The sequence below is a fragment of the Sphingomonas kaistensis genome, assembly GCF_011927725.1.
In the GTDB taxonomy this organism is placed as follows: Bacteria; Pseudomonadota; Alphaproteobacteria; order Sphingomonadales; family Sphingomonadaceae; genus Sphingomicrobium; species Sphingomicrobium kaistense.
On the sequence record NZ_JAATJC010000001.1, the window covers coordinates 1802577 to 1819622 of the forward strand.

A 17046-nucleotide genomic window follows, 5' to 3' on the forward strand; every position below is an offset into this window, starting at 1 on the left:
CTAGATCAACTCGTCGAGGCCGCAGGCGCCCAGCAATTCGGCTCGCGCCTGCTCGATGGCGGCGATCAGTGCCGGGGCACCGAGATCCGCCACCGCAATCTCCTCCGGCCAGCTGCGCGCGATGACCTGTCCGAGCCGGTCGAGCTTCTGCTCGTCGACCAGGAAGCGGGGGTCGACGGTGGCAGGGTCGCACACCACCCGCAGCCGCAGGCAGGCCGGGCCCCCGCCGTTGGCCATCGACTGGCGGACGTCCACCACCCTGACGTCGCGGATCGCTCCGTTGCCGGCAAGGTGGCGTTCGAGCCAGTTCCACACCGCCGGCGTCTCGCGCACTTCCTCGGGCACGATCAGGCTGTTGCCGCCGTCGGGGCGGGTGACCAGCTGGGCGTTGAACAGGTAGGAGCGGATCGCCTCCTCAAGGCTGACGTCGGCGGCGGGGACCTCGACCAGTTCGAGATCGGGGAATTTGGTTTCGAGTTCGGCGAGAAAGGCGTCGCGGTCGGCGAAGGCCTGCTCATGCGCGAACAGCACCCGTTCGTTGGCGACGGCGACTACGTCGTTATGGAAGGCGCCGGCAGCGATCGCCTGCTCCGACTGGGCGACGAACAGGGTGCGGTCAGGGTCGAGGCGGTGGCGGCGGGCAATCGCCCGGCACGCCTCGAGGTGCTGGCGGGCAGGGAAGGGGCCTCCCGACAGGCCGTAGACGAAAACCTCGACCCCCGGCCGATTGTGCGATGCGCAGAGCCGCATGTGGTTGGCCGCCCCTTCGTCGCCGAAGGTCGGCGGGACCGGCCCGTGGACGGTGAAGGCCGGGTCGGCAAAGGCGAGGCGAAGCTGGGCCAGGGTCGCCGGCCATTCGTGGCTGCGGTGCACCATGGTGCGCAGGTTGGCGATGGTGAGGTGGGTGCGTCCATCGCCGGTGTCGAGGCCGGGGCTGACGGTTGCTGCATTGGCGGCCCACATCGCGCTGGCGCTCATCGCATTGGCGAGCAGGGCGGGCTCGGCCGCTTCGGGCGTGACGCCGAGCTCGGCCAGCCAGGCGCGGGCCGGGCGGGGCTGGGGCAGGAAGATCCCCTGCGTCAGCCCGAGCGCGAGGTTGGCGCGCATCTTGTCCAGTCCCTGTAGCGCGGCGGCGCGCGGCTTGCTGACCTTGCCGAGGTTGCGGGCCGAGGCGAGGTTGCCGAGGCTGAGCCCGCCGTAATTATGGCTGGGACCGACGATCCCGTCGAAATTGATCTCGCGCACGCTCATCGGCCGACCATCAGCACCCTGGCGCCGGTCTCGATCTCGAGCAGGTCGGCGGCTTCGCGGCTGATGGCGATGCCCTTGCGGCCCACCCGCCGCACTTCGGCCCGGACGCAGCGGAAGTCGCGCAGGCGGCCGGCGGCAAGAAGGACCTTGGTCTTGCCGGGCTCGCCGCCGATCTCGACCACCGTTTCCTCCGCGGATTCGCGGATCGAGCGGACCTGGTCGGTCGGGGCGGTGACGGTCGGGCCGCCGTCAAAGATGTCGACGTAACGGTCGAAGGTCATGCCCTCTTCCTGCAGCATCCGAAGCGCGGCGCGGCCGGTCGGGTGCGGCTGGCCCATGACGGCCTTGGCGCTGTCGGGCAGCATCGAAACGTAGATCGGCGTCTTGGGCATGAGGTCGGCGATGAACTGGGTGCCGTTCACCGCATTGAAGCCGTCGGCCTCGGGGAAGGTCATGTCGAAGAAGCGCCCGGCCAGCGCGTCCCAGAAGGGCGAATTGCCGGCCTCGTCCATCACTCCGCGAAGCTCGGCCAGAAGTCGGTCGCCGAAGCGCTGGCGGTGGGCCTTGATGAACAGGTAGCGGCTACGCGCGAGCAGCATGCCCCAGCCGCCGGCACGAAGCTGCGGGTGGAGGAACAGGCCGCCGACCTCGCTCGACCCTTCAAGGTCGGTGGTCAGGGTCAGCATCTGGTTGCGGAATGTCTTGCCGAGCTCCGGGCTCCACTGGGTGAGGGTGGAGAGGTGGTAGGAGTAAAAGGCCTGTGACGTGCCGACCATTCCGAACACCTGGCAGGTGCCGCGGATGATCCCGGCGACGGGATCCTCGAGCACGAAGATGAAGCAGTCGTTGCCCTGCGCTTCCTCGGTCTTGTCGAACGCGGCTTCGGACTTGGAGAGCTTGGCGACCAGGGTGCCCTTGTCGGCGGGGAGGTTGGTAAAGCCGCCGCCGGTCAGTTTGGCCATTTCGTAGATGGCGTCGAAATCGTCCGGGGTGGCCGGGCGGATGCGGAAGCTCACAGCGCGCCTCCGGCGAGGCGGGCGAGGACCAGCGCCGACAGGGCTGCGCGCTCACCGAGGCTTTCGGGGATCAGATATTCCTCCTCACTGTGGATGGCGCCGCCGCGCACGCCCATGGTGTCGACCACCGGCACGCCGCAGGCGGCGATGTTGTTGCCGTCGCAGACCCCGCCGCTATCCTTGCGGGCGATGGTCTGCCCCAGGTCGCGGCCGGCCTGCTCGACCAGTGCGAACAGCTTGAGCGCGGGCGGATCGAGCGGCTTGGGCGGGCGGCCGAAACCGCCGTGGACGTGGACCCCGACGTCGCGCGACGCGGCGACCTGGCGCACCGCGGCGGCGATGCCGGCCCTGGCGGCGGCCTCGAGGTCGGGCGTGCGCGGACGCAGGTTGACGCGGAGGATCGCAAGGTCGGGCACGACATTGTTGGGCGACCCGCCGTCGAGCCGCGCGACGTTGACGCTGAGCCCGTCGCGGCGAAGCGCTTCAAGCGCGAGGGCGAGCTCGGCCGCCGCGGTCACGGCGTTGCGGCCCTCCTCGGGATTGCGACCGGCGTGGGCCGACCGGCCGCGGATGTGGAAGGAGAAATTGCCCGAGCCCGGACGAGCTCCGGCAAGGGTCCCGTCGGGAAGCGCCGAAGGCTCGTAGGTCAGCGCCGCCAACTTGCCGCGCGCGGCCTGCGCGATCAGCGAGGCGGAGGAGGCGGACCCGACTTCCTCGTCGCTATTGATCACGACCTCGTAACCGGCCGTACCGGCGCCGGGATGCCGCTCGAAGGCCTGCAGGGCGGCGATCATCACCGCGAGGCCGCCCTTCATGTCGGCCACTCCTGGACCGTTGACGCGACCGTCGGGCAGATCGCGGACGGTCTGGAACGGGTGGTCCGCGCCGTAGACGGTGTCCATGTGGCCGGTCAGCAGCATTTGCCGCGGAGCGCCGGGTCGGACGACGAGATGGAGGTGCTTGCCATGCGCAAGCGCGATTTCGCGTCCGGCGGCATCCAGCGCTGTCACCGGATCGGGATCGCGCAAGGTCAGCGTGCCGGGCAGGGTCGACAGGCGGTCGGCCAGCAGCGCGGCGGTCCGCTCGAGCCCGGACAGGTTGGTCGAACCGCTGTTGATCGCGCACCAGGAGCGGACCTCGTCAAGGCTGCAGGCCTCGGCTGCGGTTTCCGCCAGTGTGCGTTCTTGGCTTGTTGGTTCCCCCATGCCCGGACGCTTAGCCAAGCGGATAGGGGAAGGCGAGAGCGGGACGGCACCCAAAAGAAAAGCCCCGGCGGTGAGGCCGGGGCTCATCTGGTTTCTGGCAAGGCCAGCGCGATTACGGGCTGACCGAGATCTGCGTCTGGCTTTCACCGTTGCTGAGCAGCAGTGCGGCGAGGCCACCGAGGGCGGCAAGGCCAACCAGCAGCGGAAGGATGCCGACGCCGCCGCCAGCCGCAACCGCGGCTGGAGTAGCGATCGGAGCGGTTTCAGCGACCGGAGCCGGCGCCGGGGCGTCGAGGGTCGGGAACACACAACCGGGGGTGCCGGACTGGGCCGAAATGGCCGCGCCGGCGGCAGAAGCAGCGGCCGCGCCGCAAAGCGCCTGGCTGGAAGCGGGGGCGGCAAAAGCCGAAAGCGCCGCCCACGGGCTATAGGCAGCCGACTGGGACTGAACAGCCGCAGCGGCAGGCCCGCTCACCAACATCGTGGCAGCACCGGTCATGATGACCAGGCGTGCAGCAAAACTCTTCATGTCAAACCAACTCCCAGATTCCGTGCCCACATGCCGAATCGAGCCAGCTTTGCCAAGCCTTTTCAGCACTCTCATCGCGCGTTGCGTCCGACCTGCGGCGGCAAAGGCACGGAAGGCGCCGCCAGCGGATCGCCTCCGGACAGCCGGTCGAGGTCGAACTCTTCCTTGAAACGGATGCCGAACCGGTCGCGCTGGGCCCAGCGGATCGTGCCGCTGACCGGGCCGACGCCGACGATGTCCATGGTGATCGAGCGGCCCGGTGTAACGGCCTGCGAGCATTCCACCAGCGCGCCCATCGCAGAGATATTGCGCAGGCGGACTTCGACCACTTCTCCGTCAACGCCGATCAGAGCGCGGCGCATCATCCGCTGGCGAGGATCGCGCAGGAACAGGCTGCCGTCGGTGGTGACGACCTTGCCCTGGGCGAGGGCAATCGCCTCTTCGATTGCGACGGGATGTCCGAAGATGAAGCCCTGGATCTCGCTGACCCCGAGGTCGCGCATCAGTTGCAGTTCCTCGTCGGTCTCGACCCCCTCCGCGACGGTATCCATGCCGAGATTCTCGGCGAGGGTGACGATGGCTCGGATGATGGCGGCGTTACGGCTCTGGTCCGAGCCCGCGCCGCGGACGAAGCTGCGGTCGATCTTGATCTTGTCGAACGGCGCCTTTTTTAAATAGCCGAGCGAAGAATAGCCGGTGCCGAAGTCGTCCAGCACCAGCCGGACACCGAGCTCTTTTAGGCGGGTGAACGTCGCCTCGGTCGTGTCACAGTCGGTCAGGAAGACGCCTTCGGTAATTTCCAGCTCGAGCCGGGCGGGATCGACGCCCGAAACGGCGAGGGCCGCCGCGACCATGTCCACGAGGCGGGGATCGTTGAACTGGACCGGCGAAAGGTTCACCGCGAGCCGCTGGTCGGCGGGCCATGATCGCAACGCCTGCAGCGCTTCGACCAGAACCCATTCGCCGAGCGGGCCGATCATTCCGCATTCCTCGGCCAGCGGGATGAACTCGGTCGGGGAAACCAGCCCGCGCTTGCTGTGCTGCCAGCGGACCAGTGCCTCGAAGCCTGCCACTTCCTCGCCGGCAGCGCGGACGATCGGCTGATAGACGACCGACAATTCGTCGCGTTCGAGCGCGCCGCGAAGGTCGTTCTCCAGCATTTGCCGGTTGGCGGCGTTGGAATGCATCGATGGCTCGTAGAAGCGATGCCTGCCGCGCCCGGCGGCCTTGGCGGCGTAGAGTGCGAGGTCGGCGTTGCGGATCATCGAATCCGCGCAGGACCGGTCGGGATCACCGATGGCGATTCCGACGGAGGCGCCGATGGTCACGCGATTGCCTTCGAGCAGATAGGGCTGCGACACGTCCTCGATGAGGTCGGCAGCGATGCGTTCGAGGAGGTCGACGTCGGTCGTCCCGGGAAGCACCGCCTTGAACTCGTCACCGCCGAGACGGCCGACCCGGCCATGCTCGCCGATCACCTGGGTCAGGCGCTGCGCGACCTGCTTGAGCAGGGCGTCGCCCGAGGGATGGCCGTAGGTGTCATTGACGAGCTTGAACCGGTCGAGGTCGATCAGCAGCAGGGCGCAGCCGCGCTGGCTGTGCTTGGCGTTGCGCAAGCCCTCGTCGAGCGTGCGTCGCATCATCGCCCGGTTGGGGAGCCCGGTCAGCGAATCGGAACGCGCCAGGCGGCTGATCTCATGCTCGGTTCGGCGCTGCTCGGTCAGATCGGTGCCGATGCCGCGGAAACCGTAAAACCGGCCGGTGCCGTCGAAGACGGGATTGCCCGACAGCGACCATTGCACGTCCTGTTCGCTGGCGGGGCGCACCACCACGTCCGAGAAGGGGAAGCGCGCGAGGAGGTGAAAGCCCAGCGTCCGCTCTTCGCGCAAGGCGTCGTGCTTGCCGGTATCGACCGACAGCAGGTCGGTGAACTGCCTTCCGAGCAACGCTTCGGGACTGGTCCTGAAATCGTCGGCAAGCTGCTGGCTCACGTAGGACAGCGTGCCGGACGAATTGGTTTCCCAGAACCAGCCGCGGCCGCTGTTCTCGAACTCTTCGACGAAATTGAGCGCCTTCTTCGCCTGCCAGTCCTTTGCCAGGCGACGGCGGCTGCTGGCGATCATCATCTGGGTGATGATGATCGAATAGACTGCAGTGAGGAGGCCGAGCAGGGGAATGGCGGCGCAGATCAGGGGATCGTCGGAGAAGAGGTTCACGCCGACCGAAGCCATCAGGGCGTTCATGATCGCAGCCGGCGGACAGCCGACCGAAAGCATCGCCTTGATGGCAAGCCCGGCGCCGAGTGCAAGCGGAAGGAAGCTTGCGTCCTGAAGACCGCCATACGCCGCCGATCCGAACAGCATCCACAGGACGCCCGTAAGGCTGAACCAGCCGAGGATGAGGCGCGCCGTGGCGACCGGCGACAGTCCGAACCGCGTTCGCATGAACAGCAGCAGGCCGGCGCACCCGTCGAACAGCAGGGCGGTGATGACCAGCGCCAAGGCCATCGCCAGCTGGTCGCCCTGCATGCTGCCTTGCTCGCGGACGAGCAGGATCAGGCCGACGATGAAGTGCGTGGCGGCAAGCAGGATCGGGGCATAGGCCCACATCGCCACCCGCTTGCCCTGCAGAATCCGGTCGCCGTCGGTCTTGGGCGGAAGCACGTCAAAAGTGATCGCTTCGCGCACCGAAGCGCGAACCGTTAGCAATGCGGCCGAATCCGCAAAATTGAACCTGGAAAGACGCATACCTGGTTCCTGCCGCCCCTCCCGAGCAGGACCAGTTATGACGATCCGAGTTAATGCTTTCTCTAAAGCGGAGACTTACCCCGCAATTAACTTCACTCGGGCAGGAAGTCGGGCACCGATAGGTAGCGTTCCCCGGTGTCGTAATTGAACCCGAGCACCCGCGGGTTGGGACCAAGTTCCGGCAGCTTCTGCGCGATGGCGGCAAGCGTCGCGCCCGAGCTAATGCCGACCAGCATTCCTTCCTCGCGAGCCGAGCGGCGGGCCATCTCCTTGGCATCCTCCGGGGCGACCTGGATCACCCCGTCGAGCACGCTCATGTCGAGATTGGTCGGGATGAAGCCGGCGCCGATGCCCTGGATCGGGTGCGGCGCGGGCTGGCCGCCGGAGATCACCGGCGACAAGGTCGGCTCGACCGCGAACACCTTGAGCTTGGGCCAGCGCTTCTTGAGTTCGCGGCCGGCGGCGGTGATGTGCCCGCCGGTGCCGACGCCGGTGATCAGCGCATCGAAGCCGCGGTCATCGTCACCAAAATCGGCCAGGATCTCGGGCACGGTGGTGCGCAGGTGGACGTCGATGTTGGCGGGGTTGTCGAATTGCTGCGGCATCCAGGCGCCGGGGGTTTCGGCGACGATCTCCTCGGCGCGGGCGATCGCGCCCTTCATGCCCTTCTCGCGCGGGGTGAGGTCGAAGGTCGCGCCATAGGCAAGCATCAGGCGGCGCCGCTCGATGCTCATGCTTTCGGGCATGACGAGGATCAGCTTGTAGCCCTTGACCGCCGCGACCATCGCCAGGCCGACGCCAGTGTTGCCGCTGGTCGGCTCGACGATGGTGCCGCCGGGCTTGAGCCGGCCGTCGGCCTCGGCCGCTTCGATCATCGAGACGGCGATGCGGTCCTTGACCGAGCCGGCGGGATTGGACCGCTCGGACTTGATCCACACTTCGGCGCCTTCCGGAAACAGCCGGTTGATGCGGACGTGGGGGGTGTTGCCGATGGTGGCGAGGATGTTGTCGGCCTTCACGCAGGTTTCTCCTGTTCAACTGCTTGGGCGAGCACTTCGGGCGGCGGGTCGAAGGTCTTCGCCCGCCTGAGTTCGGGAAACAGATAGGACCACGCACCCGCGATACCAATGGCTGCGGCGCCGCCGGCGACCACTGCGCCAACCGGGCCGAGCAGCGCGGCGGCGAGTCCCGACTGCAATTCGCCAAGCTCGTTGGAGGCGCTGATCGCAAGGCCGCTGACCGCCGACACCCGGCCGCGCATCATGTCCGGGGTGTGGAGCTGGACCAGGCTCGAGCGGACGTAGACGCTCAGCATGTCGGCCGCGCCGAGCAGGGCGAGGATGAACAGGCTCAGGAGGAAGTTGGAGGACAGGCCGAAGGCGACGGTCAAGGCGCCAAAGGCCGCGACGCTCCACAACATCTTGATCCCGACGTTGTTGTGTAGCGGGCGAAAGGCGAAGATGCCCGCGACCAGCGCTGCGCCGATGGCGGGCGCGCCGCGCATCAGGCCGAGCCCCTCGGTTCCCACGTGCAGGATGTCGCGGGCGAATACGGGCAGCATTGCCGTCGCACCGCCGAGCAGGACCGCGAACAGGTCGAGCGTGATGGCGCCGAGCAGGAAGCGGCGGCGGCGAACGTAGCTCAGGCCCTCGATCATCTGGCGGATCGGATGAGGATGACCGGTCATCGGCGGCGGCATGATCCGGCGCACGGGCGTCAGCAGCAGGATGGCGCAGCCCATCAGGCCAGTTGCCGCCCAATAGGGCAGCGGCGCACCCACCGCGTAGAGGAAGCCGCCAAGCGCAGGCCCGGCGACCGAGGCGGACTGCCAGGCGATCGACGACAGCGCGATCGCCTTGGGCAGCAACTCCGGCGGCACGATGTTGGGGGCGATCGCCGACATCGACGGGCCGACGAACACCCGGGCCACTCCGTGCAGCGCCGCGAGCGTGAACAGCAGCGGGAGGGTGAGGATGTCGGCGTAGGTAACGAGGCCAAGCGTCAGCGCGACCAGCATGTCGACCGCATTGGCGCAGCGGGCGACGGTGCGGCGCTCGAAGCGGTCCGCGGTCCAGCCAGCGACGGGAGTGAGCAGCGCCAGCGGCACGAATTGCACGGCGCCGAGGAGGCCAAGCATGAGCGACGCCTCGCGGATGCTCATGCCATAGTCGGCCCGCGCAGTGTCATAGACCTGATAGCCGATGATCACGACCATCCCCATCGTCGCGAGCACCGCGAAGAAGCGCGCCAGCCAATAGAGGCGGAAGTCCGGGATCTGCAGCGGGGAAGTGGGCATCAGGCTCAAGCGGCTGGGCTCTCGTAAAGTGCTTCGGCGAAGTAGAGGCCTTCGGCCGGGGCGTTGAAGCCGAGCGCGGCGCGGTCACGGGCGTCGAGCGCGGCCTTCATGTCGGCGGGGGTCCATTGGCCAAGGCCGACCATCGACAGGCAGCCGACCATCGAGCGCACCTGATGATGGAGGAAGGAGCGCGCGGCGGCATGGACGTGCACTTCCTCGCCGACGCGCTCGACGTCGAGCCGGTCGAGCGTCTTGAGCGGGCTGTCCGACTGGCAATGGGTCGAGCGAAAGGTGGTGAAGTCGTGAAGGCCGACGAGGTGTGCGGCGGCCTCGGCCATCGCGGCTTCGTCGAGCGGCTTGGCGATGCGCCACGCGCGGCCTTTGTCGAGGGTGAGCGGTGCCCGCCGATTGCTGATGCGGTAAAGGTATCGGCGGCCGAGGCAGGAGAAGCGGGCGTGCCAGTCGTCGGGCACTGGCTCGGCGGACAGGACCGCTACGGGGTGCGGCCGGAGGAGCGCATTGAGGCCCTCTGCCAGGCGATGCGCGTCGACCTGCCTGGCGATGTCGACGTGGACGGCCATCGCGAGCGCGTGGACTCCGGCGTCGGTCCGCCCGGCGGCCTGCGCGGTGACGGTTTCCCCGGTCATTCGGTGAGCGGCCGCTTCGAGGGTGCCTTGCACCGATGGCCCATGGTCCTGGCGCTGCCAGCCCATGAACGGCGCGCCGTCCCATTCGAGGATCAGCTTCCAGCGGGTCACGGCAGGACGGTGCCGGACCCGAGCGGAAAGCCGCGCAGCAGTTCGGCCGTAGTCATCGCCCGCCCACCGGCGCGCTGGACCACGGTAGGTCGGATCGCGCCGGTCCCGCAGGCAATGGTCAATGCATCGTCGAGGATGGTGCCGGGCGGCGCGCCGACCCCTTCGATGAGGTCGGCGGCGAGCAGCTTCACCCGCTCGCCGTTGGCTTCGAACCAGGCGCCGGGCGCGGGGGCGAAGGCACGGACCTGCCGCTCGGTGAAGGCGGCGGCGCGGGTCCAGTCGATGCGGGCCTCTGCCTTGGCAATCTTGGGAGCGTTGGTGACGCCCTCCGGCGTCTGGATTCGGGGCGGGGAGGGGTGCGCCAGTTCCTCGACCATCAGGCGGGCGCCAAGCCGCGCCAGCTCATCGGTCAGGCCACCGACGGTCTTGCGGCCGACCGGGGTGCGCCCAACCCGCAGCATCGGCCCGGTGTCGAGCCCGGCCTCCATCTGCATGATGGTGACCCCCGTCTCCGCGTCCCCCGCAAGGATCGCGCGGTGGATCGGCGCCGCGCCGCGCCAGCGCGGGAGGAGGCTGGCATGGACGTTAAGGCATCCGCGCGCCGGCGCGTCGAGGATCGTCTGGGGCAGGAGAAGGCCATAGGCAGCGACCACCGCGGCTTCGGCGCCCAGCGCGGCAAAGGCTTGCTGCTCTTCCGGCGCACGAAGCCGCTCCGGGCTCCGCACCGGCAATCCGAGCGCTTCGGCCCGTTGCTGGACCGCGGTCGGCTGCAGCTTCTTGCCGCGCTGTGCCGGGCGTGGCGGCTGGCAATAGACGGCGGCGATCTCGTGCCCCGCCTCGACCAGTGCGTCGAGGGTCGGCACCGCGAAGGCCGGTGATCCCATGAAGATGAGCCGCATGACACGGGCCTATGGCGGAAAGCTCCCGCTTTTCCTATCTGCAACCAGGATGGCCTCCCAGGAAATCGAAGCTCTCGCCAATGCGCTCGCCCGCTTGCCCGGGCTTGGCCCCCGTTCGGCCCGGCGCGCGGTGCTTCACCTGATGAAGCGGCGCGAGGGGGCGCTGCAGCCCTTGCTTGCCGCGCTGCAGACCGTGTCGGAGCGGCTGGTCACCTGCTCGACCTGCGGGAATGTCGACACCCGCGATCCCTGCACTATCTGCGCCGACCCGCGCCGCGACGACAAGAGCCTGTGCGTCGTGGAAGAAGTGTCGGACCTCTGGGCGCTCGACCGCTCGCGGCTGTTTCCCGGCCGCTACCATGTGCTTGGCGGCCGCTTGTCGGCGCTCGAAGGAGTGCGCCCCGAGGACTTGGGAATCGAGCAATTGCTTCGACGGGTTTCGGCCGGCGGGATCGACGAGGTGGTGCTGGCGATGAATGCCACGCTGGAGGGGCAGACCACAGCGCATTACCTGGCCGAAAGGCTGGAGAAATTCCCGGTCCGCCTGACCCAGCTCGCCCACGGCCTGCCGGTCGGCGGCGAGCTCGATTACCTCGACGAGGGGACGCTGGCGCAGGCGCTTCGCGCCCGTCGCCCGGTCGCCTGACCGCGACCATGCGCGATCGTGACCTCGTCCGGCTGCACTGGCCCGAATCTTGTCGCTCGGCGTTCGACACCGCCCTGGCGCTGGACGACCGCCTTGCTGACGTTGCGCTTGGTGCGGCACAGCCGGCGCTGGCGGCGATCAAGCTCGCCTGGTGGCGCGATCAGCTGGCCGCGCTCGACACCCAGCCGCCGCCGCCCGAGCCCCTGTTGCTGCGGGTAGTCTCCGACCTGATGGTCGCGGGGGTGAGTGGTGCCGATTGCGCCGCGCTGGCGGAAGGCTGGGCGAGCGTGGTCGAGGAGCAGCCCGACCCCGAACCGCGCGGTGCCGCCCTGTTCGTCCTGCTCGGCCGCCTGCTGGGTCGCGAGGCCGTCGCTGGCGGCGAGGCCTTCTCGCGGGCCGATCTCGCCCGCCGCTCGGGCGACCCTGCCTGGCTGCGCAAGGTGCCGGCACCCCCAGCGCCCCGACCGGTGCGGCCGGTGACGCTGCTCGACGCGCTGGGCCGGCGCGACGCCGCGCGTTTCTGGCCACCCGAGCCCGAGGCCACTCCGGGGCGCAGCTGGACCCTGATCCGCCATCGCCTGACCGGGCGTTGACGAGGGCCCCGTAAACGGGGACAAGATCGCCGCCGGATCGCTGTTTGCCAGGAGGAGGTCGCCTATGACCCGCCTTGTTGCCGGCGTTGTTGCTGCCCTGCTTCTCACGTCGGGCGGCGTTCTTCTTTACACCAGCAAATCGGCCGACGCCGCGTCCGCCACACCTGCGCCGCCGCCGGTTGTTCGCTCCGCCCCGCTGGTCGCCGCCGCGGCCACGCCGACGATTGAGGCGCGAGCGCCATTGCTGGCCAGCCCCAAGAGCCGCGAGGAGAAGCGCTTCGCACGGGCCGACCGCGACGACGACGGCCGGATCACCTCGGCCGAATTGTTCGAGCCGAGGCGCAAGGCTTTCGCCAAGCTCGACACGGACGGCAACGGCACCCTGAGCTTCGAGGAATGGGGGGTGAAGACCGTTACCAAGTTCGCCTCGGCCGATCGCGACCGTTCGGGCTGGCTGACCGCCGCCGAGTTCGCGACGACTGCGCCCAAGGCCCCCAAGCGCAAGGCGGTGTGCAGCTGCTGACCCGTTCCGCCACGGCGCATGAACGGGCGGGCAAGTTGGCATTAAGGTAGCTGGATACTATATCGTTCTGGGCCTTCCGGCCCGGAAGGTAAGTATGCAGTTCAAGAGCTTAACCTATACCAGCCTTGCCGCGCTGGACCTCAGTGACGAGCAGTTGCGCTCGGTCCATGACGACGCCCAGTCACTGAACGGCATCGATGGGATCAGTGGGCTTCTGCTCTTCAACGGCACGCATTTCCTGCAATGGATCGAAGGCCCGCCCGAGGCGGTGGACGATCTGGTCGAGCGGCTTCGCCGCGACCCGCGGCACAGCGCGTTCGAGATCCGCGACGAGCGGATGTCCGACGAGCGCATCTTCGGCGGCTGGTCGATGAAATTGGTCCGGGTCCGCTCCAGCTACCATCTCGCCCACGAAGACGTGGTGCCGCAGCTTCCCGCTGCACTCCCCGACCACGTCCGCGAGCGCATCCTCGGAATGGTCGAGAAGATCAGCGAAGACGTCGAGCTTTAGGCGTCCACCGCGTCGACTGCGGCGGGCTGGCCGACGGCCGGCGCGGGTTCACCAAGCCATTCGCCTAACGCCGCCCGCGCGCGGTCGGTGTAGGCTTTCTTCCGGTCGGCCTTCCGGAAGCGTTCCGGAAGCGGCGGCATCAGCCCGAAATTGACGTTCATCGGCTGAAACGTCTCGGCATTGGCGTCACCCGTGATGTGGCCAAGCAGCGCACCGAGCGCGGAAAGGTTGGGCGGCGGGGCCAGTTCCTCGCCCCGCGCTTCGGCAATCGCGAAGCGGGCGGCGATCAGGCCGATGGCGGCGCTTTCGACATAGCCTTCGCAGCCGGTGATCTGCCCCGCAAAACGGATGTTGGGCCGTGATTTCAGGCGCAGCTGGCGGTCGAGCAGGTCGGGGCTGCGGATGAAGCTGTTGCGGTGGATCCCGCCGAGCCGGGCGAACTCGGCCTTTTCCAGCCCCGGGATGGTGCGGAAGATGTCGGCCTGCGCGCCATGCTTCAGCTTGGTCTGGAAGCCGACCATGTTCCACAAGGTGCCACCGGCATTGTCCTGCCGAAGCTGGACGCAGGCATAGGGCCAGCGCCCGGTCTTCGGATCGTCGAGCCCAACACCCTTGAGCGGGCCGAAGCGCAGCGTTTCGGGTCCGCGTTCGGCCATGACCTCGATCGGCATGCAGCCTTCGAAGTAGGGCGTGTCCTTTTCCCATTCCTTGAATTCGGTCTTCTCGCCCGAGTTCAGCGCGTCGACGAAGGCATGATATTGATCACGGGTCAGCGGGCAGTTGATGTAATCGTCGCCGCCCTTGCCCCAGCGCGCGGCCTTCCACGCCACCGACATGTCGATGCTGTCGCCGTGCACGATCGGCGCGATGGCGTCGAAGAAGGCGAGGGCGTCCTTGCCGGTTTCGGCGGCGATCGCCTCGGCCAGCGCCGAGCCGGTCAGCGGGCCGGTGGCGATGATGCAGGGGTGATCGGGCAGGGCGTCGATCCGTTCTCGGACGATCGTGATGTTGGGGTGCGCCTCGATCGCCTGCGTGATCCGCGCGGCGAATTCGTCGCGGTCGACGGCAAGCGCCGAACCGGCCGGGACCTTGGTCGCATCGGCCGCGCCCAGCACCAGGCTGCCGAGCCGGCGCATTTCCTGGTGGAGCAGCCCGACGGCATTGTTCTCCGCATCGTCGGATCGGAAGCTGTTGGAGCAGACCATTTCGGCCAGGCGGTCGGTCTCGTGCGCCGGGGTCATGTCGCCCCCGCCGCGCATCTCGCTGAGGCGGACCTTGAGCCCCGCTTCGGCCAGCTGCCAGGCCGCTTCCGAGCCGGCCAGCCCGCCGCCGATGATGTGGATGTCCTGCGTCATGCCGTGCCCTTAGCCGCGATGGCGCAGCTTGCGAAGGCGCGCCGGGTCAGCGCGCGCCGAAGCCGGTTGCCATGGTCTTGAGCGTCTTGAACAGGATCAAGAGGTCCAGGAACGGCGAGAAATACTTGATGTAATAGAAGTCGTACTGGAGCTTGCGGTGGATGTCCTCGACCTCGGCCACGTGGCCCTGGTTGGTCTGCGCCCAGCCGGAGATGCCCGGCTTCACCACGTGGCGGTAGCGGTAGAAGGGGATTTCCCCGACGTACCAGTGGCTCAAGACCTCGGCCTCCGGGCGCGGGCCGATCCAGCTCATCTCCGCCATCAGGATGTTGAAAACCTGGGGCAATTCGTCGATCCGGCTCTTGCGCAGGAAATTGCCGACCCGGGTAATGCGCGGATCGAGATCGCCGGTCATCGCCGCCTGCCGCGCGTCTACCGGGCCGCCCTTGCTTTCGACGCGCATGGTTCGGAACTTGAGGACGTGGAACGGCGCGCCGCGATGGCCGATCCGGCGCTGGCGGAAGAAGACGGGGCCGCCGTCGTCGACCGCGATGGCGACCGCGGCGACCAGCATGATCGGAAGCAGCACGGGCAGTGCGACGAGCACCGCCGCGAAATCGATCACGGTCTTGAGGTGGAAATAGCCGCGCGCGGGGACCAGGGATCCAAAGCTGTTTTCCGACAGATGGTCGATCTCGACCCGGCCGGTGAGCGATTCTGACAGCGGCTTCACTTGGTAGACGATCATTCCGGCCAGCGCCGCGTCGGCAAGGAACGCCTCCCACTTGGGCGACAGGTCGGCCGAGAAGTCGGCGACGATCGCGTTGCAGCGCGAGGCGAGGTCGATCCGCGGCTCGTCGAGCTTGATCCAGTTGACGCCGTCCAGCGCCACCAGGCTCTTCCATTCGCCGAGCGGGACTACCCCGATCTGCAGCACGGTCCGGCGCTGGACGGTGAAATAGACCAGGTAGAACCAGGCGACGTGAAGGAGGAAGCCCGCAACAAAGGCGACGCGGTCATAGGGCAGGCGGGTGAAGAAGAAGAAGGCCAGCACCGCCGCATGGGCCGCTGCGCAGGTCGGCAGGATCACCAGGCTCGACCGGATGCCGGGATAAGGCTCGACGCTGAGCCGAAGCCAAAGGGCCAGGCAGACGGCCACGAGATTGGCCCAGAAGGCATTGAAGCTCGAGATCCACAGGGCTTCAGGCGTGACCACCAGGCGGAAGGCAAGCGGCAGGAAAGCCGCCAGCAGCATGGCGCCAAGCAGCTGCACCCGCCGGCGGCCAAGCCAGCTGTCGCGCCGCACGTGGGTCACGGGAGTAAAAGCCAACATCAACTCGAGCTCAACGCGCGACCGGACATTACAGGGTCCACGCGCCCTGTGTCGATTCCCTGGTCCACGGCCACAGGCGCTTGAGGTCGGCGATCTGCCCGCCGTCCTTGAGCAGAGCGGTCACGCGCTCCTCGCTCCAGCCGCGGAACTCGGCATGGGCGACCGCGCCGAGCACCAGGTCGACCTTGTCGTCCAGCGCGTCGGGATCGGCCAGCTGAAGACCATATTCGTGCGCGGCCTCGGCGGGGTCGGCGAGCGGATCGGCGACCAGCACGTCGTGGCCGAGCCAGCGCAGGCGGTTGACCACGTCGATTACCCGGCTGTTGCGCAGGTCCGGCACATTCTCTTTGAACGTCAGGCCGAGCACCAGCACCCGCCCGGCACGGTTGCCGAGCCGCTCGTGAAGGCGGTCGGCGACCCACGCGCCCATGCCGTCGTTGGTCTCGCGGCCGGCAAGGATGATGCGCGGCTCATGGCCGAGCTCGCGGGCGCGGTGAGCGAGGTAATAGGGGTCGACGCCGATGCAGTGACCGCCGACCAGGCCGGGCTCGAAGGGCAGGAAGTTCCACTTGGTGCGGGCCGCCTCCAGCACGTCCCAGGTGCTGAGCCCGAGCTTGGAGAAGATCTGCGTGATCTCGTTGATGAAGGCGATGTTGATGTCGCGCTGGGCGTTCTCGATCACCTTGGCCGCTTCGGCCGCCTTGATCGACGCTGCCGGGAAGATCCGCCCGCCATTCATCTTGCCGTACATGTCGCCGAGGATTGCGGTTGTCTGCGGATCTTCGCCGGCGACCACCTTGGTGATTCGGTCGACGGTATGCTCGCGGTCGCCTGGGTTGATGCGCTCCGGGCTGTAGCCGAGGCGGAAATGGGTTCCGCGCTTGAGACCGGAGACGCGCTCCAGTTCGGGGCCGCAAATGTCTTCGGTGACGCCCGGATAGACGGTGCTTTCGTAGACGATGATGGCGGGGCGGGCAGGGTCGATCATCGCCGCGACGCTGCGGGTCGCCGACAGCAGCGGACGAAGGTCGGGCTGGTTGGATTCGTCGACGGGGGTCGGGACGGTGACGATGTAGACGTCGGCGCCACGCGCTTCGGCAGGATCGTCGGTCAGGACCAGCGTGGAGGATTCGAGCCGCTCGGGCTCGACCTCGCGGGTGCGGTCCTCGTTGCGGCGAAGCTCGTCGATCCGGCCACGATCGATGTCAAAACCGGTGACGCGCAGGTGGCTGGCCAAGGCCACGGCGAGCGGCAGCCCGACATAGCCAAGTCCGACCACGACGACATGCTGATCCTGCACTTCAACCCTTTCGACAATATACTCTTGGCGGCTCCATAGGCGGAGCGGTGGCAACGGCAAGCGTCAGGATCATTGCAGGACAGA

At 67.9% G+C, this 17046-nt stretch carries 16 protein-coding genes; 4 read left to right on the plus strand and 12 right to left on the minus strand.

The genetic code is table 11. The features are described 5' to 3' along the window. From GGQ97_RS08790 to fmt, 9 genes are all read right to left on the minus strand, one after another. Nucleotides 1-1251: an N-succinylarginine dihydrolase gene (locus GGQ97_RS08790; RefSeq protein WP_168068824.1), complete on the minus strand. Its 1251-nt coding sequence runs from the start codon at nucleotides 1249-1251 to the stop codon at nucleotides 1-3. Continuing rightward, nucleotides 1248-2267, minus strand: a complete 1020-nt coding sequence (locus GGQ97_RS08795; RefSeq protein ID WP_168068826.1) for an arginine N-succinyltransferase — start codon at nucleotides 2265-2267, stop codon at nucleotides 1248-1250. Before GGQ97_RS08795 ends, GGQ97_RS08790 begins: the two co-directional genes overlap by 4 nt. Next, entirely contained in the window at nucleotides 2264-3472 is a 1209-nt protein-coding gene (locus tag GGQ97_RS08800) for a hydrolase (protein WP_168068828.1), read from the minus strand. The genes GGQ97_RS08795 and GGQ97_RS08800 overlap by 4 nt, the downstream gene beginning before the upstream one ends. Nucleotides 3473-3584: 112 nt before the next feature. Continuing rightward, a complete protein-coding gene (locus GGQ97_RS08805; protein WP_168068830.1) occupies nucleotides 3585-4001 on the minus strand; it encodes a hypothetical protein in 417 nt (138 codons plus the stop codon). Between the two features lie 71 nt (nucleotides 4002-4072). Further along, nucleotides 4073-6748 carry an EAL domain-containing protein gene (locus GGQ97_RS08810; RefSeq protein WP_168068832.1) on the minus strand — a complete coding sequence of 892 codons (2676 nt, stop codon included), beginning with the start codon at nucleotides 6746-6748 and terminating at the stop codon, nucleotides 4073-4075. Nucleotides 6749-6840: 92 nt separating this feature from the next. Continuing rightward, nucleotides 6841-7767, minus strand: a complete 927-nt coding sequence (gene cysK / locus GGQ97_RS08815) for a cysteine synthase A (protein ID WP_168068834.1) — start codon at nucleotides 7765-7767, stop codon at nucleotides 6841-6843. Next, on the minus strand, nucleotides 7764-9044 hold the full coding sequence (locus GGQ97_RS08820; protein WP_168068836.1) for an MFS transporter: 1281 nt from the start codon (nucleotides 9042-9044) through the stop codon (nucleotides 7764-7766). The genes cysK and GGQ97_RS08820 overlap by 4 nt, the downstream gene beginning before the upstream one ends. A 5-nt stretch (nucleotides 9045-9049) precedes the next feature. Next, on the minus strand, nucleotides 9050-9802 hold the full coding sequence (gene truA / locus GGQ97_RS08825; RefSeq protein ID WP_168068838.1) for a tRNA pseudouridine(38-40) synthase TruA: 753 nt from the start codon (nucleotides 9800-9802) through the stop codon (nucleotides 9050-9052). Further along, nucleotides 9799-10701, minus strand: a complete 903-nt coding sequence (fmt, locus tag GGQ97_RS08830) for a methionyl-tRNA formyltransferase (protein WP_168068840.1) — start codon at nucleotides 10699-10701, stop codon at nucleotides 9799-9801. The genes truA and fmt overlap by 4 nt, the downstream gene beginning before the upstream one ends. Nucleotides 10702-10750: 49 nt before the next feature. On the opposite strand from fmt, the gene recR reads away from it, so the two are divergent. The 4 genes from recR (at nucleotide 10751) to GGQ97_RS08850 (ending at nucleotide 12974) form a co-directional block, all read left to right on the plus strand. After that, nucleotides 10751-11347 carry a recombination mediator RecR gene (gene recR / locus GGQ97_RS08835; protein WP_168068842.1) on the plus strand — a complete coding sequence of 199 codons (597 nt, stop codon included), beginning with the start codon at nucleotides 10751-10753 and terminating at the stop codon, nucleotides 11345-11347. A gap of 8 nt (nucleotides 11348-11355) precedes the next feature. Then, nucleotides 11356-11940: a hypothetical protein gene (locus GGQ97_RS08840; RefSeq protein ID WP_168068843.1), complete on the plus strand. Its 585-nt coding sequence runs from the start codon at nucleotides 11356-11358 to the stop codon at nucleotides 11938-11940. A 64-nt stretch (nucleotides 11941-12004) separates the two neighbouring features. Beyond that, nucleotides 12005-12463 (plus strand): EF-hand domain-containing protein, encoded by a 459-nt coding sequence (locus GGQ97_RS08845; protein WP_168068844.1) that lies wholly within the window; start codon nucleotides 12005-12007, stop codon nucleotides 12461-12463. Nucleotides 12464-12557: 94 nt separating this feature from the next. Then, nucleotides 12558-12974 (plus strand): BLUF domain-containing protein, encoded by a 417-nt coding sequence (locus GGQ97_RS08850; protein ID WP_168068845.1) that lies wholly within the window; start codon nucleotides 12558-12560, stop codon nucleotides 12972-12974. On the opposite strand, the gene trmFO is transcribed toward GGQ97_RS08850, so the two are convergent. From trmFO to GGQ97_RS08865, 3 genes are read right to left on the minus strand one after another with little or no spacing between them, the layout of a single operon-like run. After that, the gene (gene trmFO / locus GGQ97_RS08855; protein ID WP_168068846.1) at nucleotides 12971-14329 is read right to left on the minus strand and encodes a methylenetetrahydrofolate--tRNA-(uracil(54)-C(5))-methyltransferase (FADH(2)-oxidizing) TrmFO; all 1359 of its coding nucleotides are present in this window, start codon (nucleotides 14327-14329) and stop codon (nucleotides 12971-12973) included. The two genes, GGQ97_RS08850 and trmFO, sit on opposite strands and share 4 nt — an antisense overlap. 46 nt (nucleotides 14330-14375) lie before the next feature. Beyond that, a complete protein-coding gene (locus GGQ97_RS08860) occupies nucleotides 14376-15662 on the minus strand; it encodes a sugar transferase (protein WP_168068847.1) in 1287 nt (428 codons plus the stop codon). Between the two features lie 28 nt (nucleotides 15663-15690). Further along, nucleotides 15691-16962 carry a nucleotide sugar dehydrogenase gene (locus GGQ97_RS08865; protein ID WP_168068848.1) on the minus strand — a complete coding sequence of 424 codons (1272 nt, stop codon included), beginning with the start codon at nucleotides 16960-16962 and terminating at the stop codon, nucleotides 15691-15693. Nucleotides 16963-17046: the final 84 nt, after the last annotated feature.

What these genes read in the sequence shown, in the direction of transcription:
- GGQ97_RS08805 (WP_168068830.1), bottom strand. Translation starts at nt 4,001, where the DNA reads ATGAAGAGTTTTGCTGCACGCCTGGTCATCATGACCGGTGCTGCCACG.
- GGQ97_RS08845 (WP_168068844.1), top strand. Translation starts at nt 12,005, where the DNA reads ATGACCCGCCTTGTTGCCGGCGTTGTTGCTGCCCTGCTTCTCACGTCG.
- trmFO (WP_168068846.1), bottom strand. Translation starts at nt 14,329, where the DNA reads ATGACGCAGGACATCCACATCATCGGCGGCGGGCTGGCCGGCTCGGAA.
- GGQ97_RS08790 (WP_168068824.1), bottom strand. Translation starts at nt 1,251, where the DNA reads ATGAGCGTGCGCGAGATCAATTTCGACGGGATCGTCGGTCCCAGCCAT.
- GGQ97_RS08840 (WP_168068843.1), top strand. Translation starts at nt 11,356, where the DNA reads ATGCGCGATCGTGACCTCGTCCGGCTGCACTGGCCCGAATCTTGTCGC.
- GGQ97_RS08800 (WP_168068828.1), bottom strand. Translation starts at nt 3,472, where the DNA reads ATGGGGGAACCAACAAGCCAAGAACGCACACTGGCGGAAACCGCAGCC.
- GGQ97_RS08820 (WP_168068836.1), bottom strand. Translation starts at nt 9,044, where the DNA reads ATGCCCACTTCCCCGCTGCAGATCCCGGACTTCCGCCTCTATTGGCTG.
- GGQ97_RS08850 (WP_168068845.1), top strand. Translation starts at nt 12,558, where the DNA reads ATGCAGTTCAAGAGCTTAACCTATACCAGCCTTGCCGCGCTGGACCTC.
- recR (WP_168068842.1), top strand. Translation starts at nt 10,751, where the DNA reads ATGGCCTCCCAGGAAATCGAAGCTCTCGCCAATGCGCTCGCCCGCTTG.
- fmt (WP_168068840.1), bottom strand. Translation starts at nt 10,701, where the DNA reads ATGCGGCTCATCTTCATGGGATCACCGGCCTTCGCGGTGCCGACCCTC.
- GGQ97_RS08810 (WP_168068832.1), bottom strand. Translation starts at nt 6,748, where the DNA reads ATGCGTCTTTCCAGGTTCAATTTTGCGGATTCGGCCGCATTGCTAACG.
- GGQ97_RS08860 (WP_168068847.1), bottom strand. Translation starts at nt 15,662, where the DNA reads ATGTTGGCTTTTACTCCCGTGACCCACGTGCGGCGCGACAGCTGGCTT.